The sequence below is a fragment of the Nostoc cf. commune SO-36 genome (assembly GCF_023734775.1).
Lineage (GTDB): Bacteria > Cyanobacteriota > Cyanobacteriia > Cyanobacteriales > Nostocaceae > Nostoc > Nostoc commune_A.
Map to the genome: position 1 here is coordinate 4952437 of NZ_AP025732.1, position 19386 is coordinate 4971822.

Sequence of the window (19386 nt, forward strand, 5' to 3'; positions counted from 1 at the left end):
GCGATTTATTTTTTGCAAGTCCCTAATCAACTGAAAAAAGCGGTAATGAATCCAAATTTCTAATTAGCTTTGCCATTACTGCCATTACTCTGGAAATTTAACAATTGCTCATCATTGACCCAAATTGCTTGTTGAGGCACAGAGATGGAAATTCCGGCTTGGTCTAGGGCAACTTTCAGACGACGGCGAAACTCTCGTGCTACATCCCATTGTTTCAGGGGCTGTGTTTTAATCCATACACGAATAATCAAACCGCGATCGCCAAATTGATCTATTCCCAAAACTTGCGGTACTTCCAAAATTTGACGCTCCCATTGCGGATCTTTATCCATCTCAAAGCCAATACTTTCAATCAACGTCAAAGCCTTTTCAATATCAGCTTGGTAGGCAATGGGAATCGTTAAATCGGCTCGTGACCAACGGCTAGAAAGATTGGCAACAACTTTAATTTCACTATTAGGAATCGTGATCAAGCGTCCTTCCGAATCCCGCAGTTGGGTCATCCGCAGATTCAGATTTTCTACTAAGCCTCCCACGTCTCCCACAGTAATCACATCGCCTAAAGCATACTGGTCTTCTAGAATGATCAAGAAACCATTAATCGCATCTTTAATTAAGTTTTGCGAGGCCAGAGACACTGCAACGCCAACTAAACTCGCACCCGCTAGCAAGGGAACGATATCTATCCCCAATGACACTAGCGCTAGCAAAAAGCCTACTCCTATGCAGATACCAGTAGCGATGCTTTTAGTCACACCAGAAAATGTAGAAACTCGCAGTCTTAGACGTTCAGAACTTTCTGGAGTCAATAAAGCACCACTGCTAATCAAAGTGGTGGTAAAGCGGTCAATGAGGGCGTAGATGAGACGGATGGCTACGTAAGTTACTAGGAACACAACACCTAATCGCAAAGGAAATTGGGCAGCTGTGAGAATAATTACCTGAAATGGTCGTGTGTAAGGAAATAGACCCAAGATAAAGAAACTTCCACCTCCCCAAATTCCGGCTTGAGTTAGCTGAAACAATCGTCTTTTGACTTCTTGGATATTTCGATGTTGCTGTTGATTCAGTTGGCTTGTAATTGGTTGAGCTGCTGTTGGTGAAATTGGTGAGTTTAATGGCCCTGTGGGGGATTGGGAGGCAAGGGAGTATAATGCATGGTTTTTGGAACGCCTTTGCCAGCCATATACCCCCCAACTCATCACAATCATTGCTAGTCCGATGCCAGCAGCAATTTTACCTTGGTCGATTAAAAACTGAGTTTGTCTTTCTTGCTTTGCTTCTTGCAAGTCTTCTTGCAACGATTCGGCGATTTGATTTGCTGATGTGAACATATCTACTTCTCGCAATCCAGCATCATCAGAAGTAATGGTCATCAGGTATTGACCGTTGATATAAATTACTGGTAAGTCGTTTACTTTGCGAACTTCTACCTTGACTGCTGTTTTTGCTGGTAATTGAAAGTAATTTTGGGCAATTTTCTCCAACTTCTTTTGGATATCTTCTGAACGCTCAGGGAAGTTGCTTCTTGATGCCGCTATCTGAAATAACTGACGACCATCTAAATAAATCCAGCCTGTAACAAGTCGATTATTTGCATCATTATTCACACTGCTGGGAGATGGTAGCAGCTGCGGTAACAAAGGAATTTGGGCTGTGGCTTTTGGCACAGATACAACAGTTATGGCCATTGAACTAGCGATGCCTACGGCGGGCAAAGCCAACGCCAAAAATTTAAAGCGCACTATAAAACACCTCCTTGAGTAAAATCTATTAATCATTACTTTAACTATGCTGCGTAATTACTTTGGGTAGATGTACCTATCTAAAGTTGAGGTTTTGCTTTGAGATGATAAAATTTTGATGTTTTTTTATTTGCTTTATATCTTTAGATAGATGACGATGTACTTAAAGTCAGCAGGTAAAGATTAAAAGGTCTGACTTTTTCCAAAGATAAAACAAAAAGAAAGAACCGGGGATGAAGTTGACATTATGCTGATCAAACGTCAAGCTAGTTTTGAGGACTATTGACTAGTGATTTGCTTTTTTACAAGCAAAAATCGCCAGTAGTAGAATAACCTAGTAGAGTGCGTAAAATTTACGTAGCTTTCTTAATTTTTTGAGGTAACTTTTGATGACCGCAACTTCTCCCCGATTAAAGCACGAGGTTAAAGACCTCGGCCTAGCTGCCTTGGGTAGACAGCGCATTGAATGGGCTGGACGCGAAATGCCAGTTTTGAAGCAAATCCGCGATCGCTTTGCGATCGAAAAGCCATTCGCTGGTTTACGCCTTGTAGCTTGTGCCCACATTACAACAGAAACAGCACACTTAGCGATCGCTCTGAAAGCCGGTGGTGCAGATGCGCTTTTAATTGCTAGCAATCCCTTATCAACTCAAGATGACGTAGCCGCTAGCCTCGTCCTCGATCATGAAATTCCCGTCTTTGCTCAAAAAGGCGAAGATAACGAAACCTATAACCGCCACGTTCAAATAGCTTTAGATCATCGCCCCAACATTATTGTTGATGACGGTAGCGATGTGGTTGCAACTCTGATACAAGAACGCCAACACCAAATCGCTGATTTGATTGGTAGCACCGAAGAAACCACCACCGGCATCGTGCGTTTACGCGCCATGTTTAGAGAAGGCGTTCTCACCTTCCCCGCAGTCAACGTCAATGACGCTGATACCAAGCACTTCTTTGATAATCGCTATGGTACTGGGCAATCAACCCTAGATGGCATTATCCGCGCCACAAATATTTTGTTGGCTGGGAAGAACGTTGTCGTCGTCGGTTATGGCTGGTGTGGTAAAGGTACAGCCCTCCGCGCCCGTGGGATGGGTGCTAACGTCATCGTCACCGAAATCGACCCCATCAAAGCAATTGAAGCCGTAATGGATGGCTTCCGTGTCCTGCCAATGGCTAAAGCTGCACCTGAAGGTGATATCTTTATCACTGTGACTGGTAACAAGCACGTCATTCGTGGTGAACACTTCGATGTCATGAAAGACGGTGCGATCGTTTGTAACTCCGGTCACTTTGACTTAGAACTTGATTTGAAATACTTGGCCGCACAAGCTAAGGAAGTCAAAGAAGTTCGTCCTTTCACCGAAGAATATAAGTTGAAAAATGGTAAATCAGTTGTCGTTCTCGGACAAGGACGCTTGATTAACCTAGCTGCGGCTGAAGGACACCCCAGCGCAGTAATGGATATGAGTTTTGCAAACCAAGCTTTGGCTTGTGAATTCCTGGTGAAGAATAAGGGTAAGTTAGCCCCTGGTTTGCACTCAATTCCTGTTGAAGTCGATCAAGAAATTGCTCGATTGAAGTTGCAAGCTATTGGTATCACCATTGATAGTTTGACAGCAGATCAAATTGAGTACATCAATTCTTGGACAAGTGGAACTTGATACATTGATTAGTTGATTTTTTGAGGGATAGGCTTTTGGGCTTATCCCTTTTTTATGTTCCCACATTCCCTGAAAGTATTCCCGTAAAGTAGACACAAAGTGCAATAGCTTACTTAAGGATTAGGTAATATTAGAACTTAGATTATTATTTTTCATAAGACTGTGAAAGTAGCCTTAGAAAAAGATGGCTGGAAAATTACACACGATCCCTTGTTCTTTCAACTCACTGAACAAATTAGAATTAAAATAGACATGGGAGCGCAAAAGTTAATTTCAGCTGAGAAAGATGAGCAAAAAATAGCAGTGGAGGTAAAAAGTTTTATTGGGATATCAGCAATCTCAGAATTTCATACAGCTGTCGGTCAATTTTTGAACTACAGAGTAGCCTTGGAGCAAAAAGACTCTGAGCGAGTATTATACTTGGCAATAGCTAAAGATATCTACCAAGAATTTTTTCTGGATGCTTTTATTCAAAGTGTATTAGAACGATATGAAATCAAGTTATTAGTTTTTCATGTCCAAAAACAGGAGGTAGTATTATGGAAAACTTAAATTATCAGGAATTAGTGAAAAAAATCATCTATAAATATGTAAATGAACAACCAAAAGAAGATTTAGAAAATACTGAAATTGTTTTTGATACAGAACGCGATCGCTATTTATTATTATATGTGGGATGGAATGATGAAGAACGAGTGTATGGATGCCCAATTCATCTTAGTATTAAAGATGAAAAAATTTGGATTCAGCGCGATTTTACTGAAGAAGGAATAGCTAATCAATTAGTAGAATTAGGTGTGCCGACAACAGATATTGTTTTAGGTTTTAGATCACCTTATGTCCGGCAGTTTACTGGTTTTGCATCTGTTTAGATTAATTAATTTAACAAAAAACTTCATGTCTGATTTTAACGATTACATACGTATAACTTTAGAAAGAACAAACTTACCTGATGGGTTAATTGGTGATTTTGGACAGTTGATAGCTTGTGGAGAATCTTATGAGTATATTTTACAATCATTTAACAGAACATACTATCCTGTTTCAGAGGAAGACTTTGCTGTGGTGAAACGATTAGCCTGGCATTTTAACTATCCTCTATTTGAGCTTTTTGAGGCAGTAGGAATTGATTGTGATACTGCTTATAAGATTTGTGAGCTAAAATGTCAGGGCGGCAGTTTAAAGCTACTATGGCAATACTTTGATAAAACAGTTTTTACAGAAGATGCTATAAAAATATTAAATTATATGTTTAAGTAATTGGTAACAAAAATAGTATAATTTATACAATCAGAAATGAGTTAGTCTATCTATGTTTCAGTGTCAAATAGAACTTTTAATTAATGTTCTGCCTGAAAACTCAGAGGCAGATTATATAACCGTAGCCAAATATGATTTTGAACCTCCAGATTTACAAGTAGGTAAAGAAGTATGGGTTCATTGGGAAGTTTGGGATAAACTTTATTCCCTTAAATGCAAGGTTACAGGACGTAAGAATGTAATATGCTCGAAAGGAACTCATCCAGATTATAAAGACAAATATGTTTTTTTACTTAGAATATTTATTGAAACAGAAGATAGGGAAGATAAATTACAAGAAATTAAAGAAAACTTAAAAAAACACAACCCACATTTAAAATAATGCAATCGTAATATTATCTCCATATCCAAAATAAATTATAAGCTGTCTAATTTATCTAGAAATTTTTTACTAGATATTATTTGGTTGTGTTTACTGGATATGAGCTTTTCAATATTTTCTGACTGATTGATATAATTTATTTGATTTTCTAGTTGCATCATTGCGTGTTTATATTGATAAGAATTAATAACTGATGTTTTTAGTAAATTTTCAATAAAATTTTCTATGTGTTTTCTTAATTCGAGGTTATCTTGTTTAATGAATTCTCTAAGACAAATTTGGTAGAGTTCTAAAATATCATTTTGGTGACTTGTCATTTTATTAATCCTAATGCATTGAAGTTACTTTCAAGTATCTAATTGATATGATATCGTACTAAGATTCTACTTTAGATGTCAAGAGTATCGCCAAGCGATTATAAATCATCAGGCTTTTTTGCGTCTTTGCGCGAGTTCAAAAATATTGATAAGAGAACTCCACAAAAAAAATGATCCAATAGCTATGTGGGTTAGCAAAAATTTCTACAAACCATTTTCTGAGATTGGGGAGGCGGTGAATCTGTGTTTCAATTTCTGCCATAGCGGAGGTAGTAAGTTTAACTCCTGTAGAATAAACTGTTTCTACCAATGTGACCACCGGATTTTTACCCTTAAATGTGAGAGTTTGGGCGAAATTCAGTACAGTCTCAACAGTGTCAAGTAAACTACCATTCCAATGCTGTTCTAACCAGCCAAAACAACGTTCTATCGGGTTATATTTGCTATGATAAGGCGGATAATAAGTAAGTTGTAACGTCAGTTGAGATGATGTACCAAAATCTACAATCCGCTTCATAAATTGAGTGCGGCGAGAATTATTTTCAGGTCCATTATCCTGATTAATCACCAGTTTTTGAATATGAGCAAATCTGTGTTTGACAGTTTGCCACCAGCTTTCAAGCAAATCAACAATACAATCAGCGGTTAATTTGGAAGAAACAAAGAATAAAAATAACTCGTTGTATTCAGGTATAAAAATGCCGTAGGGAATCAGAGTTATCTCCGTCGGGAAGTCGTGGTCTACTGAGATGGTTGGCATTCGATTTTTACCCCCACGGTCAAATTCTCCAATCTTAACTGCTACCTTAGCATCAATGGAAATTCGCAGAGTATGAGGGTCATTGTCAGCTTCACTATTAATTTGTTCAACTTGTTCAAAAATCGCTTCTGTTTCGGGAATTTTCTTGATAGGCTTGGTTTTCAGAACTCTTTTTAAGGTATAGCCTAAATCATTCAATTTTCGTCGAATTGTTTCTGATGAAGGTAGTTCTTCCTCTGTGTAACCAAATTGTTCAATTAGTTGACGACGGACTTCGCTTGCCGTCATGCGTGTATACAAACGTATACTTTTAAAACTGGGGTCAGTTTGACTTTGTGGGTCTACTAACGATTTTATATCCCTCAACAAGTTTGATAATTTTGCTTCAGCCCGCTTGCGTCCACTACGCCTGAAACCATCAATAAAGGCTGACCACTCTCTAACTCCTGCATCCCTTTACGGATAGTGCGCCTATTCCATCCCAACTCCCTTTCCGCCACAGTTTGTCCACCTATTCCCAAACCTTTGACTACTTCTGCCATGAATTGTCTTCGGTCACTTCCCTTGAGTTTTTTCGCTGTTTTGATGTACAGAGATTTTAGGTGCGCGGTGAGTTGAATGATAGATTTTGGATACATGAGCTAGACTGCACACTGAATTTATCTTTCTCTTATCATAGGATCAATTATTCTGTGGAGTTCTCTAACTTCATAATAATGCTCAATATAACCGGGCGAATAGATTTAGGGTATAGATGACACTGCTATTACTTTACTAATTGCTCAAAATCTGGAATAGAATAGCCTTTCCATTTTAAAAGTGCATAAGAATATGCTTTTTTTAGCATTAAATAATCAGCACTTACTCGGAGCGATGCCTGCGGCGGGCTACGCCTACGCAAACTACACCCTGTAGGGACAATTCATGAATTGCCCCTACCTAAAAATTAGGGTTTCGGGTATTGTTTGCGTAAGTCCTGTTCGCTTTTCGCTTTCCGGCTGAAGACTCGATAGTATAGCGACGTACTAATTTCCTTTAAGGGAAACAGCAGATAGATGAGAGGATTTATTGCCACAATAATATTTCGGAAGTCGCGCCGCGCCAAAAATAAGATAGCACGAGCAACTTGCTGTGCAGACATCACACCATAGGGATTCAGTTGACTCTTAAACGGGCCAAGAATTAACTTGCGAATTACACAATCCCCGTCCAAACGCTTCAGGGTAACAATATCTCCTAACGCTCTTTTGCTGAGTTCATAAAGCGGACTCAACGCTGGAGAAACCTCAGCCTCAGAAGTATTTACCCAAATTTCCTTGGTTGCTTTTGCTTGTGGCCCTGTTACAGTTGTCAAAAATATATCCATCAACCGCAATGCTGAAAAGGTATTCACTTCATAAGAGGAGTTGATAGCCTCCGATGTGCGGCTGGCGTAGACATTGATTCCGTGGTTGATAATTAAAATATCTACTTTCTCTAAACTATTTCTCAGTTCGGCTTCATTACCCAACTGCCAAGGAACCACCTTCACCCCAACTTGCTCTACTAATTTTTCTGGATTAGTGGTTAATGCCACGACTTTAGCATTATTCTTTACAAGTTCAGCCGCTAATGCTTGTCCCAAAGTTCCTGATGCTCCTGTTAAAGCGATGGTTTTACCTTTAAGAGACAGTCCTGTACCAAGAATTTTATCCACTAGGGGAAAGACACCACTGTAGTAAGCGTTGACATCATCAAAATGATGTCGCCAATGGTAAGACCGATTCACCCACCAAAGGGATGGTATTGTCTCTAAAGGGCCGGGTCGGTGGTTGTAGTCTGTATCAATTTTTCCCTGGAAATATCGCACAGACGCACCATACAAGAAAGTGCAACCATAAGCTGCTCCCAGCCATAACCCCATTTGCTGGACAATTAAAGCAATGACTACCAACACCACCAGCAGTAGACTCGACTCTAGAATGTCGTGATATAACTGGGATTTTTGGTAAACTTTCAGGGAAACTATCGATAAATCGCGGCGATAGGCGCTATGGTGCTTGTTGTGCCATTTCGCCAGCCAATTCACTTGGTGACACAAAACATGATAGCTGTCTCTCAAGACCTCGGCGAGTAAAAGTGAAAAGAGTGCCCAAGTAAGAAACTGGAAGCTGGCATTTAGCCAAACCCAATTAATTTGTAAGCTTGTCTCAATTCCCATCAAGTTTTCAGCTAGCGTTTTTATCATGTTTGTCTATACTCATTTTTCTTAAGCATTCTTCATGATCTAATAAAGGTGCGTTAAGGTCGAGTCTAGAGCAAATAAAAATCAAAAGAAATAGGGTAAGGGAGAGTAGAAAGTAACGATTAGAGAGGAATAGTAAAGTTTCTTTGTCACTAACGACAGTCTTGACAGGAAAATAAGTAGATAAACAAAATTAATTACACAATGTCATTGCGATCGCAGCAAAGCGAAATAAAGCAATTCGCTTGTGGCTGTGATTGCTTCGTTTCTCTACGAGACGCTCCGCGAACGCTCGCAATGGCTGTAATTAATTCTGTAGGCTTATTTTTAGTACCTATGACTAATGACTAATGACGAAATTTAAGCTGCACAAAAAATCGGGGCAGGTTCCAAACCTGCCCCAACATCTGATATACTGCGCCCAACGGCTGTAGCTACAGGCTTTAAACTATCGACTAAATGCACCATATCTTCTAAAGAAAGCGCTTGACGGGCATCAGAAACAGATTTTTCTGGTTCTGGATGACATTCAATAATTAACCCATCAGCACCGCAAGCGATCGCAGCCCTAGCCACAGGTGCAACTAACTCCCGTTTCCCAACAGCATGGGAAGGATCTACAATCACAGGCAAGTGAGTTATTTGCTTGAGTGCTGCCACTGCCCCTAAATCTAGAACGTTGCGGGTGTAATCATCAAAACTGCGGATACCTCTTTCGCACAACACCACATCAGGATTCCCGTGGCTGAGGATATATTCAGCAGCCATAACGAATTCTTCAATTGTCGCTGCTAACCCACGTTTGAGCAGTATTGGTTTACCAGCTTGTCCTAAAGCTTTGAGCAAGTCGAAGTTTTGCATATTACGACTACCAACTTGAAGCATATCAGCATGGGCAGCCACTACTTCAATTTGAGAAATTGACATAACCTCGGTGACAACCGGCATATTGTAATGCGATCGCACCCTTGCTAAAATTTCCAATCCTTCTTCTCCCATACCCTGGAAAGCGTAGGGAGATGTGCGGGGTTTGTAGACACCGCCACGCAACCCCTGCACGGATGCAGTAGATAGCTTTTGAGCGACTATCTCCATTTGTTCTAAACTTTCAACAGTACAGGGGCCGCCGATAATTACCAGTTCTTTGCCCCCGAAAGCGACTTTTTTTGAGATTTTAACGATTGTTTGGTGGTTCGGATGAGATTGTGCGGCAAGTTTGGCGTTAATCATGGTTTCGTTCTCCTAAAAATTGAGTATTGGGCACTGTTTTGCGATAAAAAAAAGCCCGAAACCTTTGAAGAGTTCCGGGCGCGTTCTGATTCATCGACATGACGCTACTTACCCGGAATTTAGTCTGGGCCAAAAGTAAAAGCCATAAAACCAGCTATTCAAATAAGTCATGACGATGAAATTCTCCTTAAAACAACAAAAACCGCAGAGTTCGCTCTGCGGTTCACCGGGCGGTTTCCGTTAGGAAACTCAATTCACTCCCGGTGAACCACCCTAAACCAAAAATAAAAGTAGGAATTTGTCTTAAGCATTTGTGGGGTTTTTGCTGGAAAATCTAATAACTATACCTATGTAGCATAACACTAGCAAGAAGAGTAAGCGGTGTCAAGACCCCCACAAACCAGAAAAAAGCGATAGACTCAGTACAAATGTGGGAGTCAAGACTAGTAAACAGGATTCAGAAGTTAAAATATATAATTCTCCTGAGTTGTCACCTCACCTTGTGAAAGCTTATTGCAGATAATTGACCATCGCCATCCATTATTCTTACCCAAGCCCTCATTGACCAGATCAACTTTTTAGGATCATTCAGTTTGATTATGCCCAGTTCCAAAATCTTAGCCCAATCTTTCGACTATTATGGAGTTTACCCCTGCCCAGTCTGTCGGATAGGCAAGATTTCTCACATGCCAATGATGGAAGCTATGGCTTGTGACTTTTGTCAAGAGATTTTTACAGTCAACTCAGAACTACAGCAAATCAAGATGCCTTCTAGGCAACCACCCTTAATTTGGCGTTGGAATGGGTTTAGTTGGACTGAAGGTCAGTTGGAAGGTGTGGAATTAGGTTGGGGTTATGGACTAGCAGCAGCAGTTTTTGTAATTCTTCCCACTTCTTTAATTGGCATAGTAGCTTACTATTTTCCTGCTAATCTCAAAGAACCCATTACCTGGACGCCGTATATTTGGACGATATTAACTTTCTTGTCACATTTATCAATTATTGTTTGGATTGTGATTGAAATTTATCAGATTCCAGTTGCAGCATATTTAAGAGCGATCGCTCGATGGAGAAACGGGGAGATGGGGAGATGAGAAATCAATTAAAAAATAAAAAATAAAAAATAAAAAACTTCTACTTCCTGCCCCCTACCTCCTGCCCCCTCTTTCGCAATGCCCCATAATCCATAACAAATGATGCAGCGAATAAATAGCTCCATCACTGATAATTAAGTTGATTGTCCACCAAAATATCGTATGAGCGATCTGGAGTACTACTATAGAGTCTTGGAATTAGAGCCTGGAGCAACACTTGACGAAGTGAACCAGGCTTACAAAGATTTAGTCTTTGTTTGGCATCCCGATCGCATTCCTAAAGACAATCTCCGTTTACAGCAGAAAGCACAAGACAAGCTGAAAGCCATAAATGAAGCTCGTGAAAAGTTGCGCTCTCTAAAAACCAAACATCAAACCACATATCACTCACCGCCACCTCAACAGGGAAAACCATACTCACCGCCACCTCAACAGGAAAAACCATCTCAAACAACCCAAAAACCACCAAAGCAAAACTCAGACTTGAGTGGTAAAGACTACAGTCGGGCAAATTTGAGCAATAAAGACTTATCTGGCAGAAATCTGAGTTATGCCAATTTGAGCGGTGCTAATCTCAGCGATACTTTTATGCACAAAGTCAACCTTAGAGGAGCGAATTTATCTGAAGCAAATTTATTTCGGGCAAACCTACTTTTAGCGGATCTCAGAGAGGCAAATTTACGCGCCGCTAATTTGATTGGCGCGGATCTCAGTGGGGCCGACTTGCGAGGAGCCGACTTAACAGGAGCGCGGATTCGCTCTGGTGAGCGCCTTTTAGTTAAACTAGTTGGTACTAACTTAGCAGGGGCAATTATGCCTGATGGTTCAATTTTTCAATAGCTGAAGTTGCGCTATGAAAAAGCAATCAAGCAGTTATTGTTTAGATGCAACAGATGATAGTGGCACAGCAATGCTGTGCCCTTACAAGTGATCTGTATTCCAGATCCCTACAACCTACCTGTAAAATTGAATATGATACCTCAAGGCTTTTAGGCACTGTGAACTTTTTTATTGGTTGTGCTGTTTGGGCATATAAAGGTTGGGTGGGCGAACTTTATCCCCAAGGCACTCGTACTGCCGATTTTCTCCACCTCTACAGTCGTCGCTTCACCACCGTAGAAGGTAACACCACTTTTTATGCCGTGCCTAACCAAGAAACTGTAACCCGTTGGGCTGCCGAAACTCCAGCAGGTTTTGAATTTTGCCTGAAGTTACCGCGAGATATTACCCATCAAGGGTTGCTACAACCCTATATTCCAGCAGCTTTAAAATTTTTGGAAGGGATGCGCCCTTTAGGTAAGCATCTTGGCCCAATATTTGCCCAGTTACCACCCAGTTATGCACCTACATTGCTTGATGATTTGACCAACTTTTTGGAATCTTGGCCACTCACAGAAGCACCCCTAGCGCTGGAAGTCCGACATCCCGACTGGTTCAGGGAACCCTATGCTAGTAATTTGACAGCGCTTTTAGAAAGGCTAGGTGTGGGACGGGTATTGTTAGACTCGCGCCCCATTTATACTGGAGATGATGACCCCCAGCTGCAATCGGAACGGCGTAAACCCAAATTACCGTTGCAATTGAGTCTGACAGCACCTTTTACTCTGATTCGGTTTATTTCTCATCCAAATTTATCAGTGAATCAGCCATTTATGGAAGAGTGGGTAAAGCAGATTCAGCAGTGGTTACAGATGGGAGTGCAAATTTATTTCTTTGTTCATTGTCCAATAGAAGCGCGATCGCCTAGCACAGCGCGTCACTTGCAACAGCTATTAGAACAGAGTGGTACACCAGTTCCACCCCTACCTTGGAATAACCTTGAGTATCCTCCCAATCAGCTGAGTTTATGGTGAGCATATTTAGTACATAATTAGTTTTGTAATACTTTCCTGTTAAAGTTTGATACTAATTTTGATTAGAGTATATGTGATACATGAATATAACGGATAAAAGTGTATTAACTTTGATTAGGTATGTAATTTAAGCTAGTTTTTTAAAAGCAGTTCCACCAAAGGAGGTTGGATGAGTCGTCTTATTTATGAAAGCTCAGTCTCATATAAAGGATATCTCATCATTCCATTTGTTTTTGGCAAGGCGGATAATTACGAGATTTATTCGTATAAATTACTATCTGAGATTGGTCACAAAAGTCAATTTCATAAAGCAGAAAACCCAGCAGGAATTTATGGAAGTTGTGTTAGTAATATCATTGATATCGCTAAAGAACATATTACTAAAAATTTAGAGTTTGCTCATCGGGGAGATAGTTTTAAGTCTCGCTATGTTTACCGTAACAATTTGATTATTATCTTCCAAGAAGCTGATAAATATTTTTACGATCATTACCCACCAGAGTTATTGAATAATATTGCAGCGCCAAAATTATTCAAGTCTGAATATGAATGTCTGAGTTGGATTAAGCAAGGGTTTGATGGACGACATATATCGCAAAGAGTTATTTGAAGAAGGTAGGAGTTGGTAAACAGGAAGAGGTTTAGCGATCGCTCAGTCGAACCGCAGATTAAATAACCCTACTGCATCTACCCTTGCAGGGTGTCACATTATCTAATTTCAATGATAAAGCTGTCTCCGCTTTTTCCCAAGAGGCTTTGATACAGCAGGAAAATCACGTGTAAAAAATTGCAAGCATAAACTTCTAATCAAGCAAAAGTCATACTTTCAATGACAGATGCGACAACAATCATTAGTTGACCACGGTGGCAATCAGTAGTTGTCCAAGAAGCGCTCTGAAATACTTATTCTTTCATCAATCCGATCGCAGCCAAAGTTCTATACACAAACATTAGTTGACCAAGAGTGAAAATACTAGGCATTAGTTGACCACAAGTAGTAATCTTTATTTCTTTGTGGCTTGTAGAAGTAACATCCTCAGCTATCGTCTCTAAAGACTGATAAAATTGTCATCCCAATCGCAATAGTCTAAAATATAACGTGGCTGTATGAAATAATACTCCATAATCACTGGTAATTTGGAGACCGAAAATCTAACTATTCCTTTAAACCTCCAAAAGTTCGGTAAGTAAAAATGAATACATTACTTCTTCAAGCTCAAACTACACTCCTTCATTTATTTTTGTTATGCGCCGAAAGTGGAGTCAAAGAAATTCAACTCATCCCGCCACTAGCAGTCAGTATGGCAGCACGACGCGGAGTCGCTTTACATAAAAAGTTCGGCGGTGGTAAAAATTTGACCTTAGCTGAAGCGATCGCACAACAAAAACCTCTGACCCTTGAAGATATTAATACAATGGTGGACTTTTTTGAGAAATTCAAACCAGACATGGACGATCCAGGGTGGTACAACCCTGAGAGACCTTCTGTAGGTTGGATTCGTTGGTCTCTCATGGGAGACCAGTCTGGTAAAATGTGGTCAATAGAGACCAAAAAGATGGTTGAAGAAGGTTTGAAAGATAAATCTATAAAAATAAAGGCACTGGAATAGATATACAGCAGGAAAAATACTAAGGCTTCCAGTTTTTTTAAATAGCTCTATTCATTTGGCGATCGCACTTGGGAACACTAAGATAAGTACAGTCTGAAAAGATACTGTAATGTCCTCAAGCGAAGCCTTCACGAGAACCGAATTAATAGACCCAGCTTTAGAACTAGCAGAATGGAACCTGAAAGAGCCAAACCAGGTAGGGTTTGAAATTCCAGTGGATGGCTATGATGCCGAACCTTGAAATGGGGTTACTGACTACTGCTTGTATCAGCCTAACAGTGAAATGATTGCTGTAGTGGAAGCGAAACGACAAAGCCGTGACCCTCCTATTGCTCAAGCACGAGTCGAGTATTACCTTAGATCAATGCGGCGGAGGTTAGCTTTGACGTTTCCTTTCTGTATCCAGTGGATGGTAGGCTTGCAACGAAATCTTTCTACTAATTTACGGTCAATCAGTAATACGAGAAACAATTATTATAGATTCACTCTGTTTACAAATTCAGAGAAATAGCGGCAATATAGTGATTTGTAACCAAGATTGAGTGTCATCGAAAGCCATCACAAAAACTGCTGGAAAAATAGTTGACGCAGCAGATACCCCTTTGGGGTAAGATAAATTTTCGCTTATGAGTACCACTACCTACGACCTAATTGCCAAGCTCTGGAATCTTTGTAACGTCCTCAAAGATGATGGCGTGACGTATCACCAATACGTCATTGAACTGACGTACCTGCTGTTTCTGAAGATGGCGAAGGAAACCCGCACCGAAAACCTGCTTCCAGAGGGTTACCGCTGGGACGACTTGGAAGGCAAAGCAGCAAATGAACGTCTGGATTTTTACAAACTGCTGTTGATCCACCTTGGTAGTCGCGGTTCTACGCTTGTTAAAGAAATTTTTGCCAACGCCAATTCCTCTATCAACAAGCCCAATACACTTTCTACACTAGTTACTGAGATTGACAAGCTTGACTGGTATAGCGCCCGGCAAGAAGGATTGGGCGACGTGTATGAAGGGCTGCTGGAAAAGAATGCCAATGAAAAGAAATCCGGTGCTGGTCAGTACTTTACACCCCGTCCGCTGATCGATAGTATGGTGCATGTTATGCGCCCTACGTTGAAGGACGTTATTCAAGACCCCGCAGCAGGAACAGGCGGTTTTTTAATCGCCGCCAATCGCTACATACGCGAAAACAGTGACCCGGATATCTGGACAGAAAAACAGCAACGCAAGTACCGTAGCAATACCTTCTACGGTATGGAGCATGTGCAGGACACGCACCGTCTGGCTTTAATGAATCTAATGCTGCATGGGCTAGAGTTTGACCCGCAAGGGGCAGGTATCCGCTACGGCGATACGCTTTCGCCAGAGGGAGAAGCATTGCCGAAAGCAACGCTGATCCTTACAAATCCACCTTTCGGCTCCAAGAAAGGGGGTGGCTTACCTACCCGCAAAGACTTTATTTTTCCTACCAGCAACAAACAATTTTGCTTTCTGCAACACATCTATGGTGGTCTCAAGCCTGGTGGTCGTGCTGCGGCCATTTTTCCAGACAATGTGTTGTTTGACAGCAATGTGGGTAAGCAGATTCGCACTGAATTAATGGAAAAGTGCAATCTACATACCATTCTCCGTCTACCAAGTGGTATTTTTTACGCTCACGGTGTTAAGACTAACGTGCTGTTTTTCACGCGTGGTAAAAAAGAAAAGAGTAATACCCAAGAAGTTTGGGTGTACGATCTGCGTGCTAACATATCGCAATTTGGCAAGCGCACTCAACTCACACGTAAGCACTTCGCCGAGTTTGAAGTTGCTTTTGGTGATGACCCTTTTGGTAGCTCAGTAAGTCTTGTTAAGCGTGTAGATACTGGCGAACAAGGACGTTTTAGAAAATTTACTCGTGACTGGATCGGTGAGCGCAATGAAAATCTGGATATTTCCTGGCTTAAATACGAAGACGAAGGTGACATAAATGCACTACTCCAACCAGCAAAACTCGTACAAGAAGCAATGGGCGAACTGGAAGCCGCTCTGGAAGAATTGCGCGGGATTTTGGAAGAGTTGGGAGAGGAAGTTGAAGCGTGAACGAACTTCCTGAAGGCTGGACGCTAACCAAGTTTATGGATGTATATGATATTCAGGGTGGTACACAGCCTCCCAAAAGTAACTTCCAATATGAACCCCAGCCTGGTTACATACAACTGTTACAGATTCGGGACTTTGGTGAACGCCCTGTTCCTACTTACATTCGCGATACACATACTATAAAAAAATGTACTGAGCAAGACATTCTCATTGCCAGATATGGCGCATCTTTAGGACGAATATTAACAGGGCTTTCTGGTGCTTATAATGTGGCAATGGCAAAGGTAGATATTCCAGAAGCAATAGATAGGCGGTTTGTATATCATCTATTGAGGTCTGAGATATTTCAAGCACCATTGCGTCTAGTTTCTCGTTCAGCTCAAAATGGATTTAATAAGAAAGATATTGCCGAGATTGAACTTCCCCTCGCCCCACTCAATGAACAAAAACGCATTGCTGATAAGCTCGATGCCCTGCTTACAAGGGTTGATGCCTGCCGAAAGAAACTGGATCTTATCCCCTTCATTCTCAAACGCTTTCGCCAAGCCGTTCTTACTGCTGCAAAATCAGGGCAACTTACCGAGGATTGGCGGACATCTCATGAATCGACTCAATGGCAAAGGTTGTCATTAAGTGAAATATGTCGCTCGATCACCGATGGCGATCACCAAGCTCCGCCGCAAACGGAACGAGGCATTCCGTTTATCACCATTGCGGCGATCAATGATGGGCGCTTGCGAATAGATAAGGCTACTCGTTTTGTTCCATCTGTATACTTTGAGAATCTGAAAGCCTCACGAAAGCCTGAGATAGACGATATCTTGTTTTCGGTAACAGGCTCAATCGCAATCTCAGCTGTTGTAGACACTAACGAGCCATTTATATTTCAACGTCATATTGCAATCTTGAAGCCGGATTTGTCTCGAATATCTAGCAGCTTCCTTCGTTATGCGCTTGAGACAGAGGACATAAAGAAGCAAGCCCTATCTGTGGCAACAGGAACAGCACAGCTAACAATACCATTATCTGGGCTTAGAACATTAACAATCGATGTTCCCGCACGAGACGAACAGGACGAAATCGTCAGCCGTATTGAAGCTCTTTTCGCCTATGCTGATCGCCTCCAAACTCACTATCAATCCGCCTACACCCAGGTTGAGCTTTTAACACCCAAACTCTTGGCTAAAGCTTTGTGCGGCGAACTTGTCCCCCAAGACCCCAAAGATGAACCAGCATCGGTACTGTTGGAGAGGATTCGCACTGAACGAGCAGCAAAACTTTCCAAACCCAAGACTCAAGCTCTCAGAAAACCAATTATGACCAAAATGACCAAAGAATCTGTGAAGGAAGCAATTCGGCAATTACCTAAGAACAAATTTTCATTTGATGAACTGCGTGAAAACCTCACTGGTGATTATGACTCCCTAAAGGATATCCTGTTTACACTCCTCAGTGAAGCCGAGCCAATTCTTACGCAGGTTTTTGATCAAGAGGAGCGAGCAATGCGTTTTTTTCGGGCAGGCAAATGAAGCTTTTAAGGGTTCACATCATTTCTGCTAAAACCTGCGGGGGGCTACTTGATGGACTGAACTTACAGTTACGAAGTCCATTTAATGGCTATTCTGGGTTTGCTCCTCTATGTCTTATTGGGCCAAATGGCGCAGGTAAATCTCAATTCTTGCAAGTGCTAACAGAAATTTTTCAGTCTGTGTTTCACAGGTGCATTCCTGATGAAGAACGTGTCGAAGGAAATCCCGACTTGCTATTCGAGCTTGAGTACCTCATTCACCCAGAAGATGAGCAGCTACCTGTGCGTGTTCGCATTTCACAGAAAGCCAGTGGTAAAAATCGTCCAACACTTTTAATTGAGCGGAGAGATGAAGATGAATACGACTGGATAGACTGTGACTTGAACGCTCTTGAGACCCATACACTTTTGCCTCAAAAGATTGTTGGCTACACATCAGGCGATAATGAAACGCTCAGTTTACCTTTCCTCTTAAGTCGCAGTGGGTATGCGAAGGATGTGACCGAAAGTGCATTAAAGGAGCCAAAACCCGTTCCAGACACTCGGCTGATGCTGATTGACTATGGAACGCATCTTGAGGTTTTTGTAGCAAATCTCCTGTTGGGTGAAGCTTCTCAGTGGGATTTTCTGCTAAAGGATGCAAAACTGCAAAATCTTCACTCATTTCGTTGCGTAGTCCAACTTGCACACAGTGCAGCCCCAAATAATCCGAATACGAATAAGGGCAAACCTAATAACAGGCCAAAAGAAGTTCTGCTTACAGAGGAACTCAAAACTTATCTTGACCAGTTCAAGCGCTGTGCTACTTGCTATAGTTATGACGATAGGACAAAAACTTATACCTTTGACTATTGGATCAATGACCATACGAGGGAAGGGTTTCGCTTGTTTTGGGACAACACGCTTGATCTGTACTCCTCATTCCACAAGTTCGCAATGTTAAACGACTTGGTACTTCCTAAGAAGACCCGTGAGCGGTTTCGGAAAGATACCAAATCGAGAAGGTTTGCTTCACGTCTTCCAGAGCCTCAAGATGAGGATAAAGTTTTCCGATTTGAAAGCGTTATGTTTACTGCTCAAAGGACTGGTAAAGAGGTAGACTACGTATCGCTTTCCGATGGCGAGCATCAGCTTGGGCAGATTCTTGGAACGTTTTGTATGTTGTCATTTCCTAACGTACTTTTCTTGCTTGATGAACCTGAGTCGCATTTCAATCCGCTATGGCGGGTAAAGTTCATTTCACGCATATTGGATCTGCCGACTATACATGGCGATCGCAGAGAATCAGCTAAAGCTACTGAACAAGAGTGCTTACTAACAACACACTCGCCTTTCGTCCCCTCAGATATGCATAGAGACAAAGTTTTTATTTTTAGCAAAGACGAAGAAGGGAAGATTCAAGTCCAAAATCCTAATATTGAGACATTTGGCACTACATTCGACACAATCATTGAGGAATGCTTTAACGTTCGCCCACCTATGTCACAAGTTCCTCATGATGAGATTAAAAGGCTTATGGAGAGTGAAAATCCCGAAGAGATTAGGGCAGGGATGCAGCATCTTGGTGATTCTGTCGAGAAAGCATTTCTTGTTGATCGACTGTTGCAGCTAACAAATAGGGATGAGGTGTAG

General features: G+C 41.3%; 19 protein-coding genes. 14 read left to right on the plus strand and 5 right to left on the minus strand.

Annotated features, from left to right (window positions below; genetic code table 11):
* Positions 1–59: 59 nt before the first annotated feature.
* Entirely contained in the window at positions 60–1691 is a 1632-nt protein-coding gene (locus ANSO36C_RS22430) for a mechanosensitive ion channel family protein (RefSeq protein WP_251960411.1), read from the minus strand.
* A 443-nt stretch (positions 1692–2134) separates the two neighbouring features.
* Between ANSO36C_RS22430 and ahcY the strand changes: the two genes are divergently transcribed.
* The 5 genes from ahcY (at position 2135) to ANSO36C_RS22455 (ending at position 5054) form a co-directional block, all read left to right on the plus strand.
* Positions 2135–3412 carry an adenosylhomocysteinase gene (gene ahcY, locus ANSO36C_RS22435; RefSeq protein ID WP_251956302.1) on the plus strand — a complete coding sequence of 426 codons (1278 nt, stop codon included), beginning with the start codon at positions 2135–2137 and terminating at the stop codon, positions 3410–3412.
* Positions 3413–3574: 162 nt separating this feature from the next.
* Positions 3575–3964 (plus strand): XisH family protein, encoded by a 390-nt coding sequence (locus tag ANSO36C_RS22440; RefSeq protein ID WP_251956303.1) that lies wholly within the window; start codon positions 3575–3577, stop codon positions 3962–3964.
* On the plus strand, positions 3952–4284 hold the full coding sequence (locus tag ANSO36C_RS22445) for a XisI protein (RefSeq protein ID WP_251956304.1): 333 nt from the start codon (positions 3952–3954) through the stop codon (positions 4282–4284). Before ANSO36C_RS22440 ends, ANSO36C_RS22445 begins: the two co-directional genes overlap by 13 nt.
* Positions 4285–4309: 25 nt before the next feature.
* Positions 4310–4672 (plus strand): hypothetical protein, encoded by a 363-nt coding sequence (locus tag ANSO36C_RS22450; protein WP_251956305.1) that lies wholly within the window; start codon positions 4310–4312, stop codon positions 4670–4672.
* A 52-nt stretch (positions 4673–4724) separates the two neighbouring features.
* Complete coding sequence (locus ANSO36C_RS22455) at positions 4725–5054, plus strand: hypothetical protein (protein WP_251956306.1); 330 nt, start codon at positions 4725–4727, stop codon at positions 5052–5054.
* Between the two features lie 35 nt (positions 5055–5089).
* Here ANSO36C_RS22455 and ANSO36C_RS22460 read toward each other — a convergent pair whose 3' ends face one another.
* From ANSO36C_RS22460 to aroF, 4 genes are all read right to left on the minus strand, one after another.
* A complete protein-coding gene (locus ANSO36C_RS22460) occupies positions 5090–5371 on the minus strand; it encodes a hypothetical protein (RefSeq protein WP_251956307.1) in 282 nt (93 codons plus the stop codon).
* A gap of 136 nt (positions 5372–5507) precedes the next feature.
* Positions 5508–6751 (minus strand): ISAzo13 family transposase gene (locus ANSO36C_RS22465; protein WP_251960412.1). Its coding sequence is split into 2 segments (ribosomal slippage): positions 5508–6562 and positions 6562–6751, totalling 1245 coding nucleotides; the frame shifts between segments, so codons are not numbered across the junction.
* Between the two features lie 326 nt (positions 6752–7077).
* Positions 7078–8358, minus strand: coding sequence for a bifunctional sterol desaturase/short chain dehydrogenase (locus ANSO36C_RS22470; RefSeq protein WP_251956308.1), 1281 nt, complete (start codon positions 8356–8358; stop codon positions 7078–7080).
* Positions 8359–8715: 357 nt separating this feature from the next.
* Positions 8716–9585: a 3-deoxy-7-phosphoheptulonate synthase gene (aroF, locus tag ANSO36C_RS22475; protein ID WP_251956309.1), complete on the minus strand. Its 870-nt coding sequence runs from the start codon at positions 9583–9585 to the stop codon at positions 8716–8718.
* A 599-nt stretch (positions 9586–10184) separates the two neighbouring features.
* Here aroF and ANSO36C_RS22480 point away from each other — a divergent pair.
* The 9 genes from ANSO36C_RS22480 (at position 10185) to ANSO36C_RS22515 (ending at position 19386) form a co-directional block, all read left to right on the plus strand.
* Positions 10185–10679, plus strand: a complete 495-nt coding sequence (locus ANSO36C_RS22480; protein WP_251956310.1) for a hypothetical protein — start codon at positions 10185–10187, stop codon at positions 10677–10679.
* 162 nt (positions 10680–10841) lie between these two features.
* Entirely contained in the window at positions 10842–11519 is a 678-nt protein-coding gene (locus tag ANSO36C_RS22485; RefSeq protein ID WP_251956311.1) for a pentapeptide repeat-containing protein, read from the plus strand.
* Between the two features lie 158 nt (positions 11520–11677).
* On the plus strand, positions 11678–12532 hold the full coding sequence (locus ANSO36C_RS22490) for a DUF72 domain-containing protein (RefSeq protein ID WP_251956312.1): 855 nt from the start codon (positions 11678–11680) through the stop codon (positions 12530–12532).
* A 169-nt stretch (positions 12533–12701) separates the two neighbouring features.
* Positions 12702–13142 carry a hypothetical protein gene (locus ANSO36C_RS22495; RefSeq protein WP_251956313.1) on the plus strand — a complete coding sequence of 147 codons (441 nt, stop codon included), beginning with the start codon at positions 12702–12704 and terminating at the stop codon, positions 13140–13142.
* 583 nt (positions 13143–13725) lie between these two features.
* A complete protein-coding gene (locus tag ANSO36C_RS22500) occupies positions 13726–14142 on the plus strand; it encodes a hypothetical protein (RefSeq protein WP_251956314.1) in 417 nt (138 codons plus the stop codon).
* Between the two features lie 109 nt (positions 14143–14251).
* Entirely contained in the window at positions 14252–14383 is a 132-nt protein-coding gene (locus tag ANSO36C_RS33960; protein WP_267145332.1) for a hypothetical protein, read from the plus strand.
* A 385-nt stretch (positions 14384–14768) separates the two neighbouring features.
* Positions 14769–16226, plus strand: a complete 1458-nt coding sequence (locus ANSO36C_RS22505; protein WP_251956315.1) for a class I SAM-dependent DNA methyltransferase — start codon at positions 14769–14771, stop codon at positions 16224–16226.
* Positions 16223–17755 carry a restriction endonuclease subunit S gene (locus ANSO36C_RS22510; protein WP_251956316.1) on the plus strand — a complete coding sequence of 511 codons (1533 nt, stop codon included), beginning with the start codon at positions 16223–16225 and terminating at the stop codon, positions 17753–17755. The genes ANSO36C_RS22505 and ANSO36C_RS22510 overlap by 4 nt, the downstream gene beginning before the upstream one ends.
* A complete protein-coding gene (locus tag ANSO36C_RS22515; protein WP_251956317.1) occupies positions 17752–19386 on the plus strand; it encodes a restriction system-associated AAA family ATPase in 1635 nt (544 codons plus the stop codon). The genes ANSO36C_RS22510 and ANSO36C_RS22515 overlap by 4 nt, the downstream gene beginning before the upstream one ends.

Coding starts and splice junctions, on each gene's coding strand:
- ANSO36C_RS22480 (WP_251956310.1), top strand. CDS start 10,185: ATGCCCAGTTCCAAAATCTTAGCCCAATCTTTCGACTATTATGGAGTT.
- ANSO36C_RS22495 (WP_251956313.1), top strand. CDS start 12,702: ATGAGTCGTCTTATTTATGAAAGCTCAGTCTCATATAAAGGATATCTC.
- ahcY (WP_251956302.1), top strand. CDS start 2,135: ATGACCGCAACTTCTCCCCGATTAAAGCACGAGGTTAAAGACCTCGGC.
- ANSO36C_RS22470 (WP_251956308.1), bottom strand. CDS start 8,358: ATGATAAAAACGCTAGCTGAAAACTTGATGGGAATTGAGACAAGCTTA.
- ANSO36C_RS22515 (WP_251956317.1), top strand. CDS start 17,752: ATGAAGCTTTTAAGGGTTCACATCATTTCTGCTAAAACCTGCGGGGGG.
- aroF (WP_251956309.1), bottom strand. CDS start 9,585: ATGATTAACGCCAAACTTGCCGCACAATCTCATCCGAACCACCAAACA.
- ANSO36C_RS22455 (WP_251956306.1), top strand. CDS start 4,725: ATGTTTCAGTGTCAAATAGAACTTTTAATTAATGTTCTGCCTGAAAAC.
- ANSO36C_RS33960 (WP_267145332.1), top strand. CDS start 14,252: ATGTCCTCAAGCGAAGCCTTCACGAGAACCGAATTAATAGACCCAGCT.
- ANSO36C_RS22460 (WP_251956307.1), bottom strand. CDS start 5,371: ATGACAAGTCACCAAAATGATATTTTAGAACTCTACCAAATTTGTCTT.
- ANSO36C_RS22485 (WP_251956311.1), top strand. CDS start 10,842: ATGAGCGATCTGGAGTACTACTATAGAGTCTTGGAATTAGAGCCTGGA.
- ANSO36C_RS22445 (WP_251956304.1), top strand. CDS start 3,952: ATGGAAAACTTAAATTATCAGGAATTAGTGAAAAAAATCATCTATAAA.
- ANSO36C_RS22505 (WP_251956315.1), top strand. CDS start 14,769: ATGAGTACCACTACCTACGACCTAATTGCCAAGCTCTGGAATCTTTGT.
- ANSO36C_RS22500 (WP_251956314.1), top strand. CDS start 13,726: ATGAATACATTACTTCTTCAAGCTCAAACTACACTCCTTCATTTATTT.
- ANSO36C_RS22450 (WP_251956305.1), top strand. CDS start 4,310: ATGTCTGATTTTAACGATTACATACGTATAACTTTAGAAAGAACAAAC.
- ANSO36C_RS22430 (WP_251960411.1), bottom strand. CDS start 1,691: ATGGCCATAACTGTTGTATCTGTGCCAAAAGCCACAGCCCAAATTCCT.